The organism is Duganella levis, assembly GCF_009857605.1.
GTDB lineage: Bacteria > Pseudomonadota > Gammaproteobacteria > Burkholderiales > Burkholderiaceae_D > Rugamonas > Rugamonas levis.
In genome coordinates this window covers 57,699-76,655 of record NZ_WWCT01000003.1, presented here as the reverse complement: position 1 = coordinate 76,655, position 18,957 = coordinate 57,699, and the positions used below count along the sequence as shown (strand labels likewise).

At 62.4% G+C, this 18,957-nt stretch carries 22 protein-coding genes; 9 read left to right on the top strand and 13 right to left on the bottom strand.

The window, feature by feature from the left end:
* Positions 1-17: 17 nt before the first annotated feature.
* A complete protein-coding gene (locus GTP69_RS05560) occupies positions 18-779 on the bottom strand; it encodes an SDR family NAD(P)-dependent oxidoreductase (protein WP_161053953.1) in 762 nt (253 codons plus the stop codon).
* Between the two features lie 108 nt (positions 780-887).
* On the opposite strand from GTP69_RS05560, the gene pyrF reads away from it, so the two are divergent.
* Complete coding sequence (gene pyrF, locus GTP69_RS05555; RefSeq protein ID WP_161053952.1) at positions 888-1,706, top strand: orotidine-5'-phosphate decarboxylase; 819 nt, start codon at positions 888-890, stop codon at positions 1,704-1,706.
* Positions 1,707-1,769: 63 nt separating this feature from the next.
* Here pyrF and sbcB read toward each other — a convergent pair whose 3' ends face one another.
* Complete coding sequence (gene sbcB, locus GTP69_RS05550; RefSeq protein ID WP_161053951.1) at positions 1,770-3,212, bottom strand: exodeoxyribonuclease I; 1,443 nt, start codon at positions 3,210-3,212, stop codon at positions 1,770-1,772.
* Positions 3,213-3,275: 63 nt separating this feature from the next.
* On the opposite strand from sbcB, the gene GTP69_RS05545 reads away from it, so the two are divergent.
* Positions 3,276-3,863, top strand: coding sequence for a DUF5610 domain-containing protein (locus tag GTP69_RS05545; protein ID WP_161053950.1), 588 nt, complete (start codon positions 3,276-3,278; stop codon positions 3,861-3,863).
* A gap of 6 nt (positions 3,864-3,869) precedes the next feature.
* Here GTP69_RS05545 and GTP69_RS05540 read toward each other — a convergent pair whose 3' ends face one another.
* Entirely contained in the window at positions 3,870-4,838 is a 969-nt protein-coding gene (locus tag GTP69_RS05540; protein ID WP_161053949.1) for a GGDEF domain-containing protein, read from the bottom strand.
* A gap of 107 nt (positions 4,839-4,945) precedes the next feature.
* Here GTP69_RS05540 and GTP69_RS05535 point away from each other — a divergent pair, with 107 nt between their 5' ends.
* Entirely contained in the window at positions 4,946-5,725 is a 780-nt protein-coding gene (locus GTP69_RS05535; RefSeq protein WP_161053948.1) for a helical backbone metal receptor, read from the top strand.
* A 21-nt stretch (positions 5,726-5,746) separates the two neighbouring features.
* Here the strand turns inward: GTP69_RS05535 and GTP69_RS05530 are convergent, their stop codons facing one another.
* The 6 genes from GTP69_RS05530 to GTP69_RS05505 all read right to left on the bottom strand — a co-directional run bounded on the left by GTP69_RS05530 (position 5,747) and on the right by GTP69_RS05505 (position 10,512).
* Positions 5,747-6,124: an HPF/RaiA family ribosome-associated protein gene (locus GTP69_RS05530; protein WP_110846963.1), complete on the bottom strand. Its 378-nt coding sequence runs from the start codon at positions 6,122-6,124 to the stop codon at positions 5,747-5,749.
* 90 nt (positions 6,125-6,214) lie between these two features.
* Entirely contained in the window at positions 6,215-7,267 is a 1,053-nt protein-coding gene (locus GTP69_RS05525) for a hypothetical protein (protein WP_371867831.1), read from the bottom strand.
* A 27-nt stretch (positions 7,268-7,294) separates the two neighbouring features.
* Positions 7,295-7,513, bottom strand: a complete 219-nt coding sequence (locus GTP69_RS05520) for a hypothetical protein (protein WP_161053946.1) — start codon at positions 7,511-7,513, stop codon at positions 7,295-7,297.
* 7 nt (positions 7,514-7,520) lie between these two features.
* On the bottom strand, positions 7,521-8,186 hold the full coding sequence (locus GTP69_RS05515; protein ID WP_161053945.1) for a DUF1345 domain-containing protein: 666 nt from the start codon (positions 8,184-8,186) through the stop codon (positions 7,521-7,523).
* Positions 8,183-9,421, bottom strand: coding sequence for an MFS transporter (locus tag GTP69_RS05510; RefSeq protein ID WP_161053944.1), 1,239 nt, complete (start codon positions 9,419-9,421; stop codon positions 8,183-8,185). The genes GTP69_RS05515 and GTP69_RS05510 overlap by 4 nt, the downstream gene beginning before the upstream one ends.
* 65 nt (positions 9,422-9,486) lie before the next feature.
* On the bottom strand, positions 9,487-10,512 hold the full coding sequence (locus GTP69_RS05505) for a CDP-6-deoxy-delta-3,4-glucoseen reductase (protein ID WP_161053943.1): 1,026 nt from the start codon (positions 10,510-10,512) through the stop codon (positions 9,487-9,489).
* A gap of 135 nt (positions 10,513-10,647) precedes the next feature.
* Here GTP69_RS05505 and GTP69_RS05500 point away from each other — a divergent pair, with 135 nt between their 5' ends.
* From GTP69_RS05500 to GTP69_RS05490, 3 genes are all read left to right on the top strand, one after another.
* Positions 10,648-11,535 carry an SDR family oxidoreductase gene (locus GTP69_RS05500; protein WP_161053942.1) on the top strand — a complete coding sequence of 296 codons (888 nt, stop codon included), beginning with the start codon at positions 10,648-10,650 and terminating at the stop codon, positions 11,533-11,535.
* Positions 11,536-11,673: 138 nt separating this feature from the next.
* Positions 11,674-11,925, top strand: a complete 252-nt coding sequence (locus tag GTP69_RS05495; protein WP_161053941.1) for a hypothetical protein — start codon at positions 11,674-11,676, stop codon at positions 11,923-11,925.
* Between the two features lie 261 nt (positions 11,926-12,186).
* Positions 12,187-12,426, top strand: coding sequence for a hypothetical protein (locus tag GTP69_RS05490; protein WP_092278423.1), 240 nt, complete (start codon positions 12,187-12,189; stop codon positions 12,424-12,426).
* A gap of 69 nt (positions 12,427-12,495) precedes the next feature.
* On the opposite strand, the gene GTP69_RS05485 is transcribed toward GTP69_RS05490, so the two are convergent.
* The 4 genes from GTP69_RS05485 to GTP69_RS05470 form a co-directional block, all read right to left on the bottom strand.
* Positions 12,496-12,702: a hypothetical protein gene (locus GTP69_RS05485; protein ID WP_161053940.1), complete on the bottom strand. Its 207-nt coding sequence runs from the start codon at positions 12,700-12,702 to the stop codon at positions 12,496-12,498.
* A 71-nt stretch (positions 12,703-12,773) separates the two neighbouring features.
* Positions 12,774-13,373: a glycine-rich domain-containing protein gene (locus tag GTP69_RS05480; RefSeq protein ID WP_229260824.1), complete on the bottom strand. Its 600-nt coding sequence runs from the start codon at positions 13,371-13,373 to the stop codon at positions 12,774-12,776.
* Positions 13,374-13,482: 109 nt separating this feature from the next.
* Entirely contained in the window at positions 13,483-15,252 is a 1,770-nt protein-coding gene (locus GTP69_RS05475; RefSeq protein WP_371867811.1) for a CHASE domain-containing protein, read from the bottom strand.
* Positions 15,253-15,449: 197 nt separating this feature from the next.
* A complete protein-coding gene (locus GTP69_RS05470; protein ID WP_161053938.1) occupies positions 15,450-17,216 on the bottom strand; it encodes a glutamine--tRNA ligase/YqeY domain fusion protein in 1,767 nt (588 codons plus the stop codon).
* A gap of 134 nt (positions 17,217-17,350) precedes the next feature.
* Here GTP69_RS05470 and GTP69_RS05465 point away from each other — a divergent pair, with 134 nt between their 5' ends.
* From GTP69_RS05465 to GTP69_RS05455, 3 genes are read left to right on the top strand one after another with little or no spacing between them, the layout of a single operon-like run.
* Positions 17,351-17,644 (top strand): DnaJ domain-containing protein, encoded by a 294-nt coding sequence (locus GTP69_RS05465; RefSeq protein WP_161047462.1) that lies wholly within the window; start codon positions 17,351-17,353, stop codon positions 17,642-17,644.
* Between the two features lie 26 nt (positions 17,645-17,670).
* Complete coding sequence (locus tag GTP69_RS05460) at positions 17,671-18,171, top strand: hypothetical protein (protein WP_161053937.1); 501 nt, start codon at positions 17,671-17,673, stop codon at positions 18,169-18,171.
* 2 nt (positions 18,172-18,173) lie between these two features.
* Positions 18,174-18,944 carry a hypothetical protein gene (locus GTP69_RS05455; RefSeq protein ID WP_161053936.1) on the top strand — a complete coding sequence of 257 codons (771 nt, stop codon included), beginning with the start codon at positions 18,174-18,176 and terminating at the stop codon, positions 18,942-18,944.
* Positions 18,945-18,957 lie beyond the last annotated feature (13 nt).

The following is an 18,957-nucleotide window of genomic DNA, read 5'->3' as shown; positions in this document are numbered from 1 at the left end:
GCTAGGGCATAACTCTGTCATTTGACCGGGACCGTGTAGTTCAGCGCCAGGCGGCCGCCGTCGACGTACAGGGTCTGGCCGGTCACATAGCTGGCGTCGTCGCTGGCCAGGAAGGCGGCGATCGAGGCGACTTCTTCCGGCTCGCCGCAGCGGCCCATCGGCGTGCGCGACAAAATGGTATTGCGCGATTCCGGGCTGGACATCACGGCTTTCTTGGCCAGCTCGGTCAGGATGGTGCCAGGGCCGATGCCGTTCACGCGGATGCCGTACTCGACCAGGTTGAGCGACATCACCTTGGTCAGCTGGTTGATCGCGCCTTTCGACACCACGTACGGCACCTGGTTCGGAATCGCCAGCTCGGCGTTGACACTGGACATATTGATGATGCTGCCGCTCAGCTGCTTGGCCATCACGCGCGCCACCGCCTGGCCGCACAGGAACATCGATTTCAGGTTGATGCGCATGACGCGGTCGAAATCTTCCTCGCAGACGTCGAGGAAGTTGGCGGCGTGGGTGACGCCGGCGTTGTTGATCAGGATGTCGATGCGGCCGAAGGCGGCGAGGGTGGCGGCCACCATCGCGTCCACATCCGCCTTTTGGCTGACGTCGGCGGCGAAGAAGTGCGCCTGTTCGCCCAGCGCGGCGGCCGCATCGGCGCCTTCCGGCTTGATGTCCACCAGCATGACTTTGGCGCCTTCAGCGATCAGGCGCTGGGCACAGGCCAGGCCGATGCCCTGGGTGGCGCCGGTGACGATCGCGACTTTATCGGTTAATTTCATGGGAATGTGCTTTCTGAGGTGGAGATGGCAAATTTTAACAGGCTGTTTTAGTACCCCGCCATGGTCAGGTTACAATAGAGGGTTTGCATTTTTCATTAGGGAGCCGTCGTGACTTTTATCAACAAATTATCTGCCGCCTGGACGGCCAACGACTCCCTGCTGTGCGTGGGCCTGGACCCGGACATGGCCAAGTTGCCGGCCCAGTTCCAGAATGACCCGCAAGGCATCTTCAACTTTTGCCGCGAGATCATCGACGCCACCGCCGACCTGGCGTGCTCGTTCAAGCCGCAGATCGCCTACTTTGCCGCGCTGAGCGCGGAAGACCAGCTGGAGCAGATTTGCGCCTACGTGCGCGAGCATTATCCGCACATTCCATTGATCCTCGACGCCAAGCGCGGCGACATCGGCGCCACCGCGCGCCAGTACGCGCGCGAAGCGTATGACCGTTACGGCGCCGATGCGGTGACCGTTAATCCGTACATGGGTTCGGATTCGGTGGAGCCGTACATGGAGTGGAGCGACCGCGGCGTGATCATCCTGTGCCGCACCTCGAATGCCGGCGGTTCGGATTTGCAGTTCCTGGATGTCGGCGGCAAGCCGCTGTATCAGCACGTGGCGCGCCTGGTGGCGGAGAAGTGGAACAGCAACGGCCAGTGCGCCTTGGTGGTCGGCGCGACGTTCCCGGAAGAACTGGCGCAGGTGCGCGCGATTGTCGGCGACATGCCGCTGCTGGTGCCGGGCATCGGTGCGCAGGGCGGTGATATTGCAGCGACCGTCACCTCGGGCCGCACCGCGAATGGCGCCGGCATGATGATCAACTCGTCGCGCGCGATTTTGTACGCGACCCCGAATGCGGGGGAAGACTTCGCAACGGCCGCGCGGCGCGTGGCGGAAGAAACCCGGAGCGCCATCAACCAATATCGTTGATCGGTACCCCGCAGCCCGCATACCGGGGTCTGACCCTTGGGTCAGACCCCATGCAGTGAGGGGTTACTGCGCCGGAGCCACCATCTCGGCGTATTCGTACAAGTCGCCGAGAATCTGCTCGGCGCGCTCGTCGGCGTGCTGTTGCAGTTCATCGATCTGGGCGAAGAAGTCGTCGATGGTGCGGCTGCCGCCCACGCCTTCGTAGAAGCGTGCAGCGCGGTGCTGTTCCCAATGCTCGACTTCGGTTTCCGACAAGGTTTCCGGGAAGTTGCGGGCGCGGTAGCGGAACAGCAGTTCGGCCAGGCGGGCGTCGTCAAACGAAGGTGACGCCACCGCCAGCCGCGCCGGGGATTCGCGCCGCAAGGTGTCCAGCAGACGGCGGTCGTCCTTGCTGATGAAGCCGTTGTACAAATCCTCGTCCACGTCCAGCGGTGCACTGCGCGGGCGATGGAAGACTTCTTCCCACACGGCGCTGAGGTCGCGTCCGGCCGCCGCAATCGCCGCGTACGCCTTGCCCTGTTCCAGATCGATGCCCCATTTGGCCGCCATGGCCGGCGATAAGGTCTTCAGGTTGGACACCAGCATCGGCGATTTATTCAGGTGAATGCTCTTCACCGGCAAGCGCGTCACGCCTTCCGGCAGCGCGTCAGCGCGCGAGAAGATGCGGGTGCGGATGGTGTCGGCGTCCAGCGTGAACAGCTCGCTCGGATCGTAGGTGCAATCCCAGACGATGACTTCGTTCTTGTTGGTTGGATGCGTGCCCAGCGGATAGACCAGGGCGATGCAGCCGCGCTCGGTCGGGAACATGCCGGACACGTGCAGGAACGGCTGGCGCAGGTTGACCGCCAGGTGCATGCCGATCTCGTCGGCCACGCGGTCTTTCTTGTGCAGCGCGAAGCAGAAGTCGAACAGCTTCGGCTGGTGCTGGCGGATCAGCCGCGCCAGCGCAATCGTCGCGCGCACGTCCGACAGCGCATCGTGCGCCGACTCGTGCAGCAGGCCGTTGCCCTTGGCCAGGTCTTCCAGCCGGAAGCTGGGCTTGCCGTCTTCCTTGGTCGGCCACTGGATGCCTTCCGGCCGCAGCGCGTAGGTCATGCGCACCACGTCGAGCAAGTCCCAGCGGCTGCAGCCGTTTTGCCACTCGCGCGCATACGGGTCGATCAGGTTGCGCCAGAACATGAAACGGGTGATTTCATCATCGAAGCGGATGGTGTTGTAGCCGACGCCGATGGTGCCCGGCTGCGAGAACGCTTGCTCGATGGTGGCCGCGAACTGGTGCTCGGGCACGCCCCACTCCAGGCATTGCTGCGGGGTGATGCCGGTGATCAAGCAAGATTGTGGATCTGGCAGGAAATCATTGGCTGGCTTGCAATACAGCATGATCGGATCGCCGATCTCGTTGAGCTCGGCGTCGGTGCGGATCGCGGCGAATTGCGCCGGGCGATCGCGACGTGGAACGGCGCCAAAGGTTTCGTAGTCGTGCCAGAGAAATGTCTGATTTGTCATAAGGTGCTACAGAAATTTAAAAAACTGCCGATAATTTAGGCATCTACACTGAGGAGCAACATTATGGCTACTCCCGTATCGCTGACTTCAAGTAATACCACCAATGCCGCGACCCAGGTCCAGGCCAAGGATGACAAGCCGGTGTCGGTTGCCGCCAAGGCCAAGGCCGATTTGAATGCCTCTATCGTACAGGCTTCCTTGTCGGTGTCGATCAGTTCATCGAACGACCAGATGTCGGTGGTGCTGAAAACCGCGCTGACCGGCATTAACGAGGCGCTCAAGAAAGACGGCTTCGGCGATGATGCAATCCAGAACGCCGCGTCGCAGGATAATACCCCGGAAGGCACCGCCGGCCGCATTGTATCCTTGTCGACCGGCTTTTTTGAAGCCTACAAGCAGCAGCACCCCGGCGAAGACGAGGGCGCACTGCTGAACAAGTTCATGGACACCATCAAATCCGGCATGGAACGCGGCTTCAAGGAGGCGCGCGATGTGCTGCAAGGGCTGAACGCGCTGAATGGCGATATTTCGTCCAATATCGACAAGACTTATGAGCTGGTGCAGAAGGGGTATGACGATTTCATCGCCGCGCATCAGCCGAAAACCGACACCGCAGCCGCCGGCACAAGCACCGACAAGGCCGCTGCCTGATTCGATTCAGGCCGCGACCTGGTCGCGGCCCAGCTCCTTGGCACGGTACAGCGCCGCGTCGGCGGTGGCGATCAGATCGTGCTCACTTTGCTGCGGCCGCAGCACCGACACACCCAGCGAGGCCGTGATGTGCGGCAGCGGCAGGCGCATATCGGTAAACACCTTGGCTTGCCGCATCCGTTCGCACAGCCGCTCGGCCACCGACGCCGCCACCTTGTCGCTGGTATCCGGCAACAACACCATCATTTCCTCGCCGCCGTAGCGCACCGCGAAATCGGTCGGCCGCAGCGCGCCGCTCAGCACCTGGGCCGCCGCGCGCAAGGCTTCGTCGCCGGCCAGGTGGCCGTGGGCGTCGTTGAATTTCTTGAAGTGATCGAGGTCGATCATGATCAGCGCCAGCGGCGCGTTGGAGCCGTGCGCGGTGGCCACCATGGTCGGCAGCAGGTCGTTGAGCCAGGCGCGGTTGTACAAGCCGGTCAGGCCGTCGATCATCGACAGCTGGCGGTAGAACTCGCCCAGTTTCTGACGCCGGCGCAGTTGCGCGTTGGCGGCGCGGATGCGGAACGACAGCAGCCGCAGCAGGTTACGCGCCAGCACATTCGATTGATCGATCAATTGCCAGACAATGTCGGCCTCGACCACCAGCACTTCGCTTTCCTCCAGCGCGGTGGTGGTGGACAGATTGGCTTCCTCATCCAGCACCGACTGTTCGCCCACGCTTTCGCCCGGCAGGATCTTGCTGATGGTGCCGTCGGCCATGCCGGAGCGGGTATCGCTGGCCACCCACAGCGCGCCGCGCAGCAGGATGTACAGCCGCGCGCGGTTGGACTCGGCAATGGCCTCGTCGGCGTCCAGCAGCATGATGGGGCAATGGGCCAATAGCTTGGCAATGACGGCGTCGTCGTCGGAGTTGCGCAGCAGCTGCAAGTCGCTGATCCGGTAGCTCGATGAGCCGAATGTGCTGATTTGTTTCAAGGATGTCTCGCAGGATGCCAAAAGGCAATCATTAGTTCTGGAATTATCATATCCGAAAACGTTAGAGGCGTGGTTCAATAACGGCATTGCAACCAACTGGAAACAACATGAGCTACCTTGACGCGCTGGGAGTCGCCCATCAACCCGATCCGGATGCGCGCATCGTCTCGCTGGTGCCGTCGATTACCGAGTTGCTGTGTGACCTGGGCCTGGTCGCGCAAGTGGTGGGGCGGACCGGTTTCTGCATCCATCCGTGGGACGTGGTGCAGGACATTCCCAAGGTCGGCGGCACCAAGGACGTCAACCTGGACAAGATCCGCGCGCTGGCGCCGACCCATGTGGTGCTCAATATTGACGAAAACGAAAAGCCGACTGCCGATGCGCTGGCCGAATTCGTGCCGAATATCATCGTCACCCATCCGCTGCGCCCGTATGACAACGTCGCGCTGGCGCGCCTGATGGGCGGCGTGTTCTGCCGCGAACAGCAGGCCGCCGACTGGTGCGCCGCGTTCGAGGCGGAATACGCGCTGCTGCAAGCCGCGCCGAAAGGCCGGCCGCAAACCATGTTGTACTGCGTGTGGCAGGACCCGTGGATGACGATTTCACGCGATACCTACATCGCCCGCATGCTGGAGGAAATCGGCTGGAGCGTGCCGGAGCTGGGCGAAGAGCGCTATCCGGCATTCCGCTGGTCGAGCGAGTTGATTGAGAAAATCGATGGCGTGCTGCTGTCTAGCGAGCCGTACCGCTTCACCGAAGCGCATGCGGAAATGCTGGAACGCCAGATCGGCAAACCGGTGCTGCTGGTGGATGGGGAAATGATGTCCTGGTATGGCAGCAGGTCGCTGCAAGGACTGCGCTACTTGCGGGAGCTGGCGCTACGTTAAGCGCCGGCCCCGCAGCAGGAATTACTCTTCTTCAGCTTCGGCCACGACGGCGGCTGAGACGGCGCCGGTGCCGTCGGCATGGCGTTTATGGGCGTTCAGCTTGCCCACGGCGGTTTCGATCGAGCGCTTCAGTTTCTCGGTAGCGCCGCTGATCGCCTGATGCAAGGTGGCGGCGTGGTCGCTGACAGCGATCGGTTGCAGGCCGGTGAGGCGGGCTTCCATCAGGCAGCGGTTGTCGCCGTCTGCGGATTTCTGGCCCAGGTTGTCGCTCAGGTGGACTTCGACACGGGTAATTTGTTCGCCGAAGCGGTGGAGGGCATTGCCTACGACGGTTTGAACGTGTTCGTCCAGGCCCGCGTGATTAGTGATGGTTTTGTCGGTATTCACTTGGATTTGCATAGCTTGCTCCTGTTGTTTGACTGCGAGACCATCTTACTCCTTCCAGGCTTAAGTGGGCGTTAATTGCTTAACGTCCACTTGATCTGGACGCTATTTCGCCGTCGTCTTCAGTCGCGCGATGCTTTGTTTGGCTTCCACCATGTCGGGCCAGAAACCTAGCACGCGCTGATAGGCGTCGATCGCCAGGGCGTTGTCGTGATGCCGGTCGTAGGTCATGGCGAGATAAAACATGGCGCGTGCGCTGTCGGGATACAGGCTGGTGCTCAGCTGGTAAATTTCAATTGCCTCGGGGTAGCGATTCACGTCAAAGAATTTTTCGCCCCAGGAAATCAGGCTGCGCTCGTCCGGCTTGAATTCGGCTTCGCGCTGACGCATGTCGCGGTAGATGCCGGCCAAATCTTTGTGGCCGTGTTTGGCGAACTGGGCGGCCATGGTGGCCAGGGTCGGCGGCGCGCCTTCGGCGTGGTGCGCATCGATCACCAGCAGGTGGGTGGGCACCTTGTTGGCGGCCGGCTTGTTGTTCATGAATGCCAGCGCGGCGGCATCGTTGCGCAGGTAGGCATTCAGGAAGGCGAGCACGTAGCGGCCCATCCAGCCATGCGCCAGCGTGGCTTCTTCGCGCGAGTATTCGTCAAAGCGCGGCTCTGGCCCCAGGCGCAGCGATTCCGACTGGAAGGCGGCGTGCGTCATGGTGTACATGGTGACGTTGTACAGGTCCGAGAACTTCATCTGGTTCATCAGGCTGTAGGTCGGTACTTGCTTGAAGCGGTTCATCATCTCCGCCGTGTAGGGCTTGCCGCCCAGGTACAACATGGGTAGCGCCAACCGCTCGGGCGTCGCATAAGCCGCCTGCTGCACGATGGCGGGGAAGTAGCGCACCGAGCCGTCCAGCGACACCAGGGCCGAGATGCGGTCGTCCCTGGCGGCGGCCAGTACATTGGCCAGGCCGCCGAAACTGTAGCCGATGGCCGCCACGTGGCTGCCGTCCGCTTGCGGCAAGGTCGCCGCGTAGCCGAGCAGGAAGGAGATGTCGCGCGCCTGCGATTCGGCGGAGTCGACGTCGATATTGATGCTGCGCGTGTGCATGCCGATGCTGGCGCTGGCAATCACCAGGTAGCCCTGGCTGGCGAGGTATTCGCACAGGTCGGCGTTATCGAAGGCGGCGGCGCCTTACCAGATCAATGCCTGCAGCGGCCGCGCGCGTTCGCCGGACGTCGGCAGGCCGGTGACGAGATCGATCTTGTTCGGATAGGCGCGCGAGCGATCGTAGAGCTGGGCGATGCGCAGGCCCACCGCATACGGGCCGGGACCGCCAGGGAAGGCTGGGCCGGCGGCGAAACAGGTTTGGGCGACGAGACCGAACAACAATACAAGCAGGCGTTTGCGCATAGGGGCTTTAACCGTTGAGGAGCGAAGCAGCGATGTTGATCGACAGGCCGAGAATGGCGAGATTGTAGAAGAAGCACAGCACCGATTGGCCCAGCACCACCTGGCGCAGCTGGCGCGTGCGTACGGTGACGTCCGAGGTCTGCACGGCCACGCAAATGGTGAACGAGAAGTACAGGAACTCCCAGTAGTTCGGCACCACGTCGCTGTCCGGGAAGCCGAGCGCCTTGTCGTCGCTGTCGTTCACGTAGTACAGGTGGGCGTAATGCGAGCAGAACATGATGCCGACCATGAACCACGAGCCGACCAGCGTCAGCACGGCCAGCGCGTAGCGCAGCGTCAGCGCCTCGTCCGGCAGGTTTTTGGTGGTGGCCAGTTGCGAGACAATCGCCACCAGGCTGACCAGCACCGCCAGCGACAGTACGGTCAGGATCACCGGGCCTTTTTCATCCTGGCGGCAGGCGGCGCGCTTGATGTCGTGATGATCGGCCTTGGCCATCATCCAGCCCATGGTGGCGATGTAGACCCACACCAGGATATCCCAGCAGGTCATCACCCGCGTCAGCCACGGCCAGTGGTCCGGCAGGAACGGGCCGGCCACCACGCCGCAGACAATGGCCAGGCTCAGGTGAGGGCGGCTGTGGATCAGGCGGGGCCAGCGGATGCGCAAACTCATTTCTTGTCCTCGTGTGGGAAGCGGTCCATGCGCGACAGCACGGGGAACAGCACGGTCCACGCGCCAACCACGCCAAGGGTGGCGGCGCCGCCGAACAGCACCGCGCGCGTCAGGCCCATCCAGCCGGCGGTGATGCCGGATTCAAATTCGCCCAGTTCGTTGGAAGCGCCGATGAACACCGAGTTGACGGCGCTGACGCGGCCGCGGATCTCATCCGGCGTTTCATACTGTACCAGCAGGTGGCGCACGTAGACGCTGATCATGTCGCCGGCGCCCATCAGGAACAGCGCCACCAGCGCCACCATGAAGGTGGTGGTGGAACCCAGAACCAGCGTGCCGGCGCCGAACACCGCCACGCCGCCCAGCATCCAGGCGCCGACCCGGCGCGTGATCGGGAAGAAGGCCAGCACGATCGAGCACAAGGCCGCGCCGATGCCCGGTGCGCTGCGCAGCGCACCCAGGCCGCTCGGGCCAATGTGCAGCACATCATGCGCCAGCGCCGGCAGCAGCGCGGTGGCGCCGCCGAACAGCACGGCAAACAGGTCGAGCGAAATCGCGCCCAGCACGATTTTCTTGTTCCACACGAAGCGCAATCCTTCCAGCACCGTATGCCACGAGGCCGGGCCGCTGGCGCTGGCCTGCTTGACCGACTTCACCATGCACATCATGACAACCGACAGCAGCAGCAGCGTGGAGGAAATCATATATACCGTTTTCGGCCCGGCCAGGTAGAACAGGCCGCCCAGCGTCGGCCCCATGATGACGGCGACGTGGAAGCTGGACGAACTCAGCGCCACCGCCTTGCTGAAACTTTCCTGCGGCACGAGGTTGACCAGGATCGCTTGCGTGGCCGGCCCCATGAAGGCGCGCGCGCTGCCATACACCACCAGCACCGCAAACACCGGCCATACGGCGGTCAGCCCGGTGTAGGTGAAGGCCAGCAGCATCAGCCCGCACAGCAGCTGGGCGCCGAGCGCCAGCGCGATCAGGTTGCGGCGGTCGTAGCGGTCGGCCGCATGGCCGGCCAGCAGGATCAGCAACAGGAACGGCAGGAACTGCGCCAGCCCGATCAGGCCGAGGTCGAACAGGTTGTGCGTCATCGAATAGACTTGCCAGCCGATGGCGACGTTTTGCATTTGTACCGCCAGCGTGGCCAGCGTGCGGGCAGAGAGGTAGAGGGTGAAGTTGCGGTGACGCAGGACGCTGAAACCGTTGCGTGAAGTGCTGTCTGACATTGCGGCTTTCTAGGAGCAGAGCTTTGGGACTCTGCATCCCGAAAGCCCTGTGAGGTTGGATGCTGTTACTTGTTGAGGTCGGCCTCGGAGGTGAAGGCGTCCGCGTAGAACTCTTCTTCCGGCAAGCCGCACTGGGCGACAAAGTCGGCCTTGGCCGATTCCACCATCACCGGCGCGCCGCAGGCGTAGACCTGGTGGCCGGACAGGTCCGGCAGGTCGGCCATCACCGCCTGGTGGACATAGCCGGTGCGGCCGGCCCAGTGGTCTTCCGGCATCAGGTTGGACAGCACCGGCACGTATTTAAAGTTGGGCATGCTCATGGCCCACTCGCGGCACAGCGCGTCCATGTACAGGTCTTGCGGACGGCGGCCGCCCCAGTACAGCGTCATCTGGCGGGTCGAGCCGTGTGCGCGCAGGTGTTCGACGATGGCCTTGATCGGCGCGAAGCCGGTGCCGGAGGCCAGCAGCACCATCGGCTTGGTGCTGTCCTCGCGCACGAAGAAGGTGCCCATCGGGCCTTCGAAGCGCAGGATGTCTTTTTCTTTCATGCTGCCGAACACCTGGTCGGTGAACAGGCCGCCCGGCAGGTGGCGGATGTGCAGCGCCAACGGCTGGCCTTGCTCCGGCGGCGACGCCAGGCTGTAGCTGCGGCGCTTGCCGTCCTTTAGCATGAATTCGATGTACTGGCCGGCGCGGAATTTCAGCGTTTCATTGGCTGGCAATTGCAGCGTCATGACGACCACGTCGGACGCGACTTTTTCCAGCGTCGCCACGCGCGACGGCATCTTGCGGATCGGATAGTCGTCGCTGCCGGCCACTTCGCGCGCTTCGATCACCACGTCGCTGTGCGGCAGGGCGCAGCAGAACAGCGACATGCCTTTGGCTTCCTCGTCCTTCGGCAGCGCCCGTTCCTGGTGCGGCTTGTGGGTGATGTCGCCGGACAGCACCTTGCCCTTGCAGGAACTGCAGGCGCCGTTCTTGCAGCCATACGGCAGGCCGACGCCGGCGCGCATGGCGGCGCTCAGGATGGTTTCGTCTTCTTCGCAGCTGAATTGGTGACCGCTGGGCTGTACAGTGATTTGAAACGTCATACGATAGGGAGCTGGGCTATAGGCAGGAAACCCCTTATTTTACCTCAGTCAGCGGCTTCGGCTGGCGGCCGCGATGACTGGCTGGGGACGTCAACTGTTTCACCGCTGCCCGGCATATGTCCTTACAATCTCGGCATGAAAACTTCCCACTTTAACCGCCCGCGCCTGCTGATTGTCGGTTGCGGCGACGTCGGCATGCGCCTGCTGCCTTTGCTGTCCCACCATTTCCGCGTGTTTGCCACCACCAGCCAGCCGGAGCGCCGGGCCGAGTTGCGCGCGGCCGGCGCCGTGCCGCTGGTGGTCGACCTGGACCAGCCGGCGACCTTGCGGCGGCTGGACGGGCTGGCGCCGTGGGTGGTGCATCTGGCGCCGCCGCCGGCCGACGGCGTGCTCGACACCCGCACCCGCAACCTGACGGCGGTGCTGCCAGCGGGCGGCCGGGTGGTGTATATCAGCACCACCGGCGTGTATGGCGACTGTGGCGGTGCAATGTTCGATGAAAGCCGGCCGGTGGCGCCGCGCAACGCCCGCGCGCTGCGCCGGGTCGATGCCGAGCGCACCTTGCGGCGCTGGGCGCGGCGCACCGGTACCGCGCTGTCGGTGTTGCGGGTGCCCGGCATCTATGGCGCCGACCGTCTGCCGCTCAAGCGCTTGCAGCAGGGCACGCCGGCGCTGATCGAGGCGGATGACGTTTACACCAACCACATCCACGCCGATGACCTGGCCGCGATCATTGTTTGCGCGCTGTATCGTGCGCTACCTAACCGTACCTATCATGCGGTAGATGACAGTGATATGAAGATGGCGCAATATTTCGATGCGGTCGCCGATGCTTTCCGGTTACCGCGTCCGCCGCGCTTGCCGCGCGCGGAGTTGCAGAAAGTGGTGTCGCCGGCGCTGTTGTCGTTCATGTCGGAGTCGCGCCGCTTGCGCAACGATCGCATCAAGCGTGAGCTGGGCGTGCGCCTGCGCTACCCGACGGTGGCGTCAACCTTGGCGCTGACCGAGTGTAAAGATATGTAAAGAGGCAATAGAAGTTAAGACTGTGCAATTTCCTTATTGAATTTTTGTGCCAAAATAATAAGATGACTGGTTTGACGCATATCAAATAAGTCATCACATGTTAAGATATTGTTAGCCATCTTCCACGAAGGAGCGCGCATGCTAGCCACTTTGCAGCCGACCAAGGAGCAAGTCCGCGCCTACATGCTGCAGCGCCAGCGGGATTTTGGCCACTGCCCACCTCCGGTGCCGGAAGAGATCCGGCGCCAGCTTGGCTGGCATTGCAGTTCTCGCCATGCTGAGCAGTTCTCCTCTTCCACGTTGTTCTTCCCAGGCACGATCGCCCAACTGGCCACATTGATGGCGGTTGAATGGTGCTTCCTTGCCGCCGGCGTTAGCCGTCCGAGCTGATCTTTACATTGTTTGATACTTCTTTTTACAACAAAAATCGTCACTACCACACAAAATAGGGTTAGAATCTCTCTAAATCTCACAGAAAGCTTTGTTGAGTTAGCCCTTTTGTAACGGAAGCATGTATTATCTCGGTTAAGCACTAAAACGCGGCATAAATGTTCGTGGTTTCTCGTGCTTCAATGGTAATTGAGCTAAAAATTTTTCTTACCCATGTGTCGTTTTTTTGCAAAAGACGGCAGCGAACTTACTTAAATCATTATGTCCCTCAAAGAAATCACGGCTTCGCCGACATACAACCCGAACCGCGTGCTGGACGCGATCATCGAGAAACTGCAACTGAAAAACGATGCAGCCCTGTCTCGCGCGCTGGAAGTGGCCCCGCCGGTCATCTCCAAAATCCGCCACAACACGCTGCCGATCGGCGCGACCATCCTGATCCGCATGCACGAAATCAGCGATTTCAGCATTCGCGAACTGCGCGAAATGATGGCGTCCTGATATCGGACACCCAAAAAAAACGGCGCGTACCCTAAGGTAACGCGCCGTTTTTTTTAGCCCGGGCCAGATTCAGGCGGAGGTGCTGATGGTGGTGCCGATGCGCTGGCCACTGGTGTTGACGGTTGGCGCCACGGCGGCCTGAGGCGGCGGCGGCGGTGGCGTCTGCGCCACGCGCTCGGCTGGCTGGTCCACCGGTTTTACCTGTTCCGGCTGGCGGGTGGGGACGGCTTGCTGGATCGCGGTGTTGCTGCTCGGGGCAATTGTATTGACGGCCATGATGCACTCCCATCATTCTGTAGACACCCAAGTATGCCACTTATTTCAGCAGCTCGTCCGATTTTTGTGGCTCAGGCGGATGGAGACAGGCGCGGCCGCAGGCTGTAGAAGCTGGACTGTTGCGCCGCTACAATAGCCGCCTCGGCCGCCACCACGCTGGTGTTCAGCACGCCGGAGTGTGCAATATCGCTGGCCAACACCCCTGAATGCGCCACATCGGCGGCCAGCACGCCCGAGTGGGCGAAGTCTTCCACCAGCACGCCCGAATGCGCAAACGCGGCGGCGCTGGCGCGCACATAATCCTCGCCAAACGTATCCTCGTACAACTCCTTCATGCGCTGGCCGACGCGGATGTGGGCCGCCTCGTCATCCTCGCCGCGCAGGCCGATGTAGGGGAAGTGGTGCAGGTAGTGGCCGAACACGGCCTCGCAGTCGGCGTGGTATTTCATCGTGTCCAGGATGTGGTAGTGCCAGAAGGTGTCGACATCGACCAGCGGCGCAGTCTGCTCATGCGGATACTTTTTCATCAGGAACAGGAAGCGGCGGTACTCGAACTCGACCGCGTTGGCGTGTTCCAGCGTCCAGCCTTCACCGGACTCTTCGTGCATCAGCTTGACTTTGATCGGCTCCAGGTCCAGGGCGGCGATGGTGTGCATGGTGTGGGCATTCATCAGAATTTCCTTTGCTGTATTGATGCGGGTTGAAAAGGCTGGGAATGCCTTTCATTTTGCTCGCAAGAGACAGCCATTCGTTGATGTTAATCAATGTTTGAAAGGAAATTCAAAGCGCCATGTCGCGCGCGGAGGACGGCGATGAGGCCGGCGACTGGGGTGGCGACGCCACGCGCGCGGCATCGCTGACCGGCACCGCAATCGCCACCGTGGTGCCGCCGTTGGGCGTGCCGCTGATCGAGCAGGTGCCGCCCAGCAGGCTGATGCGTTCTTCGATGCCGACCAGGCCGAACGAGCCGACCTTGTTGCGGCTGCTGTCGCGCACGCCGATGCCGTTGTCGCTGATGGTCATGCACAACATGCCGCCCGCTTGCAACAGCTCTACCCGCACCAGGCTGGCGTGGGCGTGTTGCAGGATGTTGCTCAGCGATTCCTGCAGCACGCGGAAGAAGGCGGTGGCGCGCTGGTCGTCGATGCGGATTTCGGTATTGTGGTCGATCAACTCGCAGACCATGCCGGAGCGCGTGCGGAACTGGGCGATCTGCCATTCCACCGCCGCGTTCAGGCCGAGGTCCAGCACGGTGGGGCGCAGGTCGTTGATGATGTGGCGCACGCTCTTGATGCTGCTGTCGATCTGGCTCAGCATCCGTTGCGCGCGCGCGTGCAGGCGCGGATGGCGGTGGCGCGTGCGCGTCGTCAGCAGGTCGACGTCGATGCGCAGCACCAGCAGGTTCTGGCCGAGGTCGTCGTGGATTTCGCGGGCGATGCGCTTGCGCTCTTCTTCCTTGATGTGGTCGGCGTGCGCGGCCAGCCGGCGCAGCTTGTGGTGCGACTGCTGTAGCCGGGCCTGGCTGGTGCGCAGTTCGCGCGTCATTTCCTTGGCCATCTTGACGGCCCGCATGCGCGACGACGACAGCGTGTGGAACAGCAGGTAGAACAGCAGCGAACCGGTGAAGCCGCACAGCATCGCCAGCCACGGCAGCCAGGTGTCGAAGCGGCTGTACCAGGCGGCCTTGGGGGTGCTGAAATGCGCGCTCCAGTGGCGATGGTGAAAATCGATCGGCAGCACCACGCTGAACAGGTCGCTGACGCGCGGCTGGCTGCCGGCCGGATTGCTGTCGAACAGCTGCACCGGCGGCCGGGGCGGGGCGCTGTCACCGGTATCGACCAGCACCAGGCGGGTGTCGCGCACCTGCATCTGCTCCAGCGCCGCCTGCACCAGGCGCGGCACGCTGAAGCCGATGCCCACCGAGCCGATGTAGGCGGCGCGCCGTTGTTCCGGCGTTTGCAGCGGCGCACCGCTGCGGTAGACCGGCAAGCGCAACGCCAGTCCCGCCCCTTGCGGCTGGTGGACGCTGTCGATCGGCAGGCCCGATGCGCTCAGTTCGCCGGTATCGCGGCCATGCTGCAGCGCGCGCGCCACCGGGCCGCGGCAGCCGATGTCGCGGCCGATCTTTTCGCGAAACTCGGGCAGCGGTGCGATCATCGTCAACACCCAGTATTCGGGCCGGCGCTGGCCCGGCGAGATGGTCACCTTCGCCGGATAGCCGAGCGCTTCGCCGCCGGCGTCGGCCGCCTCAAACGCGTCGCGTCCGCTGTCGGTGAGGTACTGGGCGTAGTTGATGTTGTCCAGCGCGGGGAACTGGCTGGCGATATTCAGGCCTTCCACATAGCGGTGGAAGCTGGCGCGATCGACGTTGTCGGAGGCGTGGAAGAAGCTGGCGGTGCCGCGCAGCACGTCGGTGTAGGCGTTCAGCCGCGAGTTGATGTTGTACTGCGCGTTTTGCGCCTGATGCAGGAAACGCTCGCCGGCGTCGTATTCGATGGTGCGGTTGGCGGCAAGGTAAAACAGTCCACCGATTCCGAGAGACAACAGCACGCCTGCCCACCAAACCGGCCGGGAAGCAGGGAATAGCTGTTTGTGGGCAAAGGCCATAGTCTTTTGACTATAGAAAACAACAGTTGAACTCGTCAAGCAATTTTGCAAAAAGCTTATCACCGTTGACGTTTAGTTACCCTCAAGTCAATAAAAAAACGGCGCCACACGGGCGCCGTTTTCAGTGACGGGCGGGAAGCTTATTTGGCGACCCAGCTGTCCTTCAGCGTGACGATGCGGTTGAACACCGGTTTGCCTGGCTGCGAGTCGACGCGGTCGGCCACAAAGTAGCCGTGACGCTCGAACTGGTAGCGCTGGTCGGCTTGCGCGCTGACGATGCCCGGCTCCAGGTAGGCGGTGACCACTTCCTTGGCGTTCGGGTTCAGCAGCGAGATGAAGTCCTTGCCGCCGGCATCCGGCTGGGCGTCAGTGAACAGGCGGTCGTACAGGCGCACTTCGGCTTCCACGGCGGCGGCGGTCGACACCCAGTGGATGTTGCCCTTGACCTTGTAGTTGTCCGAACCCGGCGTGCCGGACTTGGAGTCCTCGAAGTATTTCACGTGCACGGCGATGACCTTGCCGTTTTCATCCTTGTCGAAGCCGGTGCACTCGGTCACGTAGCCGTGGCGCAGGCGCACGCGGCTGCCCGGCGCGTCGCCGATCGGCGGGAAGTAGCGGAAATAGCCCTTGACCGGCACTTCCATGAAGTCTTCCTCTTCAATCCACAGCTCGCGCGAGATCGGGAAGGTGCGCACGCCCATTTCCGAGTGGTGCGGGTGGACCGGCGAGGTGCACTCTTCGCTCTGGCCTTCAGGATAGTTGTCGATGATCAGTTTCAGCGGACGCAGCACGGCGGTGGCGCGCGGCGCTTTCGGGTCCAGGTCTTCGCGCACGCAGCCTTCCAGCGTGCTCATGTCGATCCAGCCGTCGGCCTTGGTGACGCCGATGCGGTCGCAGAACAGGTGCAGCGCTTCCGGCGTGTAGCCACGGCGGCGCAGGCCGACGATGGTTGGCATGCGCGGATCGTCCCAGCCATCGACAATCTTCTCTTCCACCAGCTGACGCAGCTTGCGCTTGGAGGTCACCACATAGGTCAGGTTCAGGCGCGAGAATTCGTACTGGTTCGGCACCGGCAGCGTGAAGAAGCCGCCTTGCGACAGGGTCGCCAGCAGCCAGTCGTAGAACGGGCGGTGATCCTGGAATTCCAGCGTGCAGATCGAATGGGTGATGTTTTCCAGCGCGTCCGAAATCGGGTGCGTGTAGTCGTACATCGGGTAGATGCACCAGGCGTCGCCGGTGCGCACGTGGTGCGCGTGGCGGATGCGGTAGATGGCCGGATCGCGCATATTCATGTTCGGCGAGGCCATCGCGTCTTCGCTGATCTTGGCGCGCAGGATGTGCTGGCCGTCGGCGTATTTGCCGGCTTTCATGTCGCGGAAGATCTGCAGGGATTCGGCGGCCGGACGGCTGCGGAACGGCGAGTTGGTGCCCGGCGTGTTGAAATTGCCGCGATTGGCCGCCATATCGTCTGCCGACTGGCTATCGACGTACGCGTAACCCTGCTCGATCAGCCATTCGGCCATGGTGTACAGCTGGTCGAAGTAGTCCGATGCGTAGTGCAGATGGTGCTCGACCGAGCCGTCGGCCTTGGGATAGTCGTAGTCAAAGCCCAGCCATTTGACGCTGTCGATGATGGTGTCGACGTATTCCTGCTCTTCCTTGGCCGGGTTGGTGTCGTCGAAACGCAGGTTGCAGCGGCCCTGGTAGTCGCGCGCCAGGCCGAAGTTCAGGCAGATCGACTTGGCGTGACCGATGTGCAGGTAACCGTTCGGCTCCGGCGGAAAGCGGGTAATCACGCTCGGCAGGCCGGCGCGGTCATGGGTGCCGGCGGCCAGGTCGTGTTCGACGATGGCACGCAGGAAATTGGAGGGTAGTGCTGGCGCTGGGCTGTTTTTGTCGTTGCTCATCTGGAAGTTTGGATTATGCAAAAGTTCTATATTGCTGCATTTTACCGTATTGCCAGTGGGGATATGGCGGCGCGGTATAATGATCGATTAATTTGCGGTGGGTTTGTCACCGCACCACGGCCCGGAGTTTCCAAATGGAAAATTACTACAACACACTGGGTATCGCGCCGAACGCCAGCGAAGATGAGATTAAAAAGGTCTATCGTTCCCTGGCCATGCGCTTCCACCCGGACCGCAATCCCGAACCAGGCGCGGATGCGCGCTTCAAGGCCGTCACCAAGGCGTACGAGATCCTGTCGGACCCGGCCAAGCGTGAGGAATACAACCAGAGCCTGAACCACCGCATCATCATCGACGCCGAAGCCGAAGCGTATCAGCTGTGGCGTTCGCTGTTCGCGCTGCAGGGCACCACGCTGCCCGCCGCGTAATTACCTATTTAGCAAGAAAGCAAGCAATGAGAAAAGTACACCCTGAGTTCGCCTATCAATCGCGTGAGCTGGAAGGCCAGATCGAAGGCATCCTGGGCGATCCGCCGGACCGCAAGAACTACCAGCGCATGGTGGAAGCGCTGGTGGGCGAGTACGCCCAGGGCGGCGGCATTGAAGATGTGAACATGCTGGCGTTTGCGCTGGTCGATCACATCGAGTTCAGCAATCCGAAAGGCCTGCTGGCCGAGGCCGAGGACTACGAGTTCGGCGATGCCGCGCGCGTGTTCGCCATGGCCGAGTGCAAGGGCGACGAAGCGGCCAAGATGTATGCGGCGATTGCCGAGAGCATGCCGGACCTGGCGCGCCAGGCCATCATCACCGCCTTCCTGCACAAGAATCCGCGCAAGTGGGACGATGACGATCAATCGCTGGACCAGCTGTCGGCCAACGACGATGGCGACGATATCGACGACGAAGACGCGGCGTCCGACGACTTCGCGCAAATGTTCGACCGGGATGGAGAATAAGCATGTCCGAAAAATCGAATCTGCCTGCCCTGAGCAAGCAAGTGACGGAACTGGTGCTGGCCGGCTCGCTGAGCCACGCCGAGCAAGCCTTTGCCGACGCCGCTGACCAGTTCGGCGACCTGGCGGTGGTGGAAGTGCTGAACAACATTCCGCCGCAAGTGACGGCGCTGCACATGGCCGGCTTTGACGGCGGCAAGATGTCGCTGGCAACGCTGCTGGTGCCGCCGAAGGCGTGGGCCGACAGCCTGGCCTTCATCGCCGCTACCTGGCCGGACGACCAGATCGAAGACGATCCGGAGCGAATCGCCGAGGCGCTGTTCACCCACATCCACGGCGTGGTGTTCTCCACCGACGACGAAGAGCGCCGCAACGAACTGCTGGCGGCCGCCTCGGCCACCGACCACGGTTCGACCGCGTTCGCCATCCTGTTCTCGATGGCGCCGAAGGAAATCCTGGAAGTGGCCGGCGAGATCATCTCCAAAGGCCCGTACCTGACCGGCCAGACCACCTCCGACAACGACGTGGTTCCACTGGCGATCGCGCTGGCGCAGGCGTCGGAAGACGGCTGGGACCGCGCGCTGTTCGAGCTGTTCCCGGAATTCCGCCACAGCGCCGACCTGGCCGACGCCGAGTACGACGACGATCCGGACGCCGAGCCGACCATCCTGCAGCGCTCGACCAAGGAATTGCTGTACCGCCTGCGCAAGCAAGTGCCGTCCACGCGTGTCGCCAAGGCGTCGCGCCGGTCGGTCGGCACCAACATTTTCTCGTGATCGGTGGTTGATC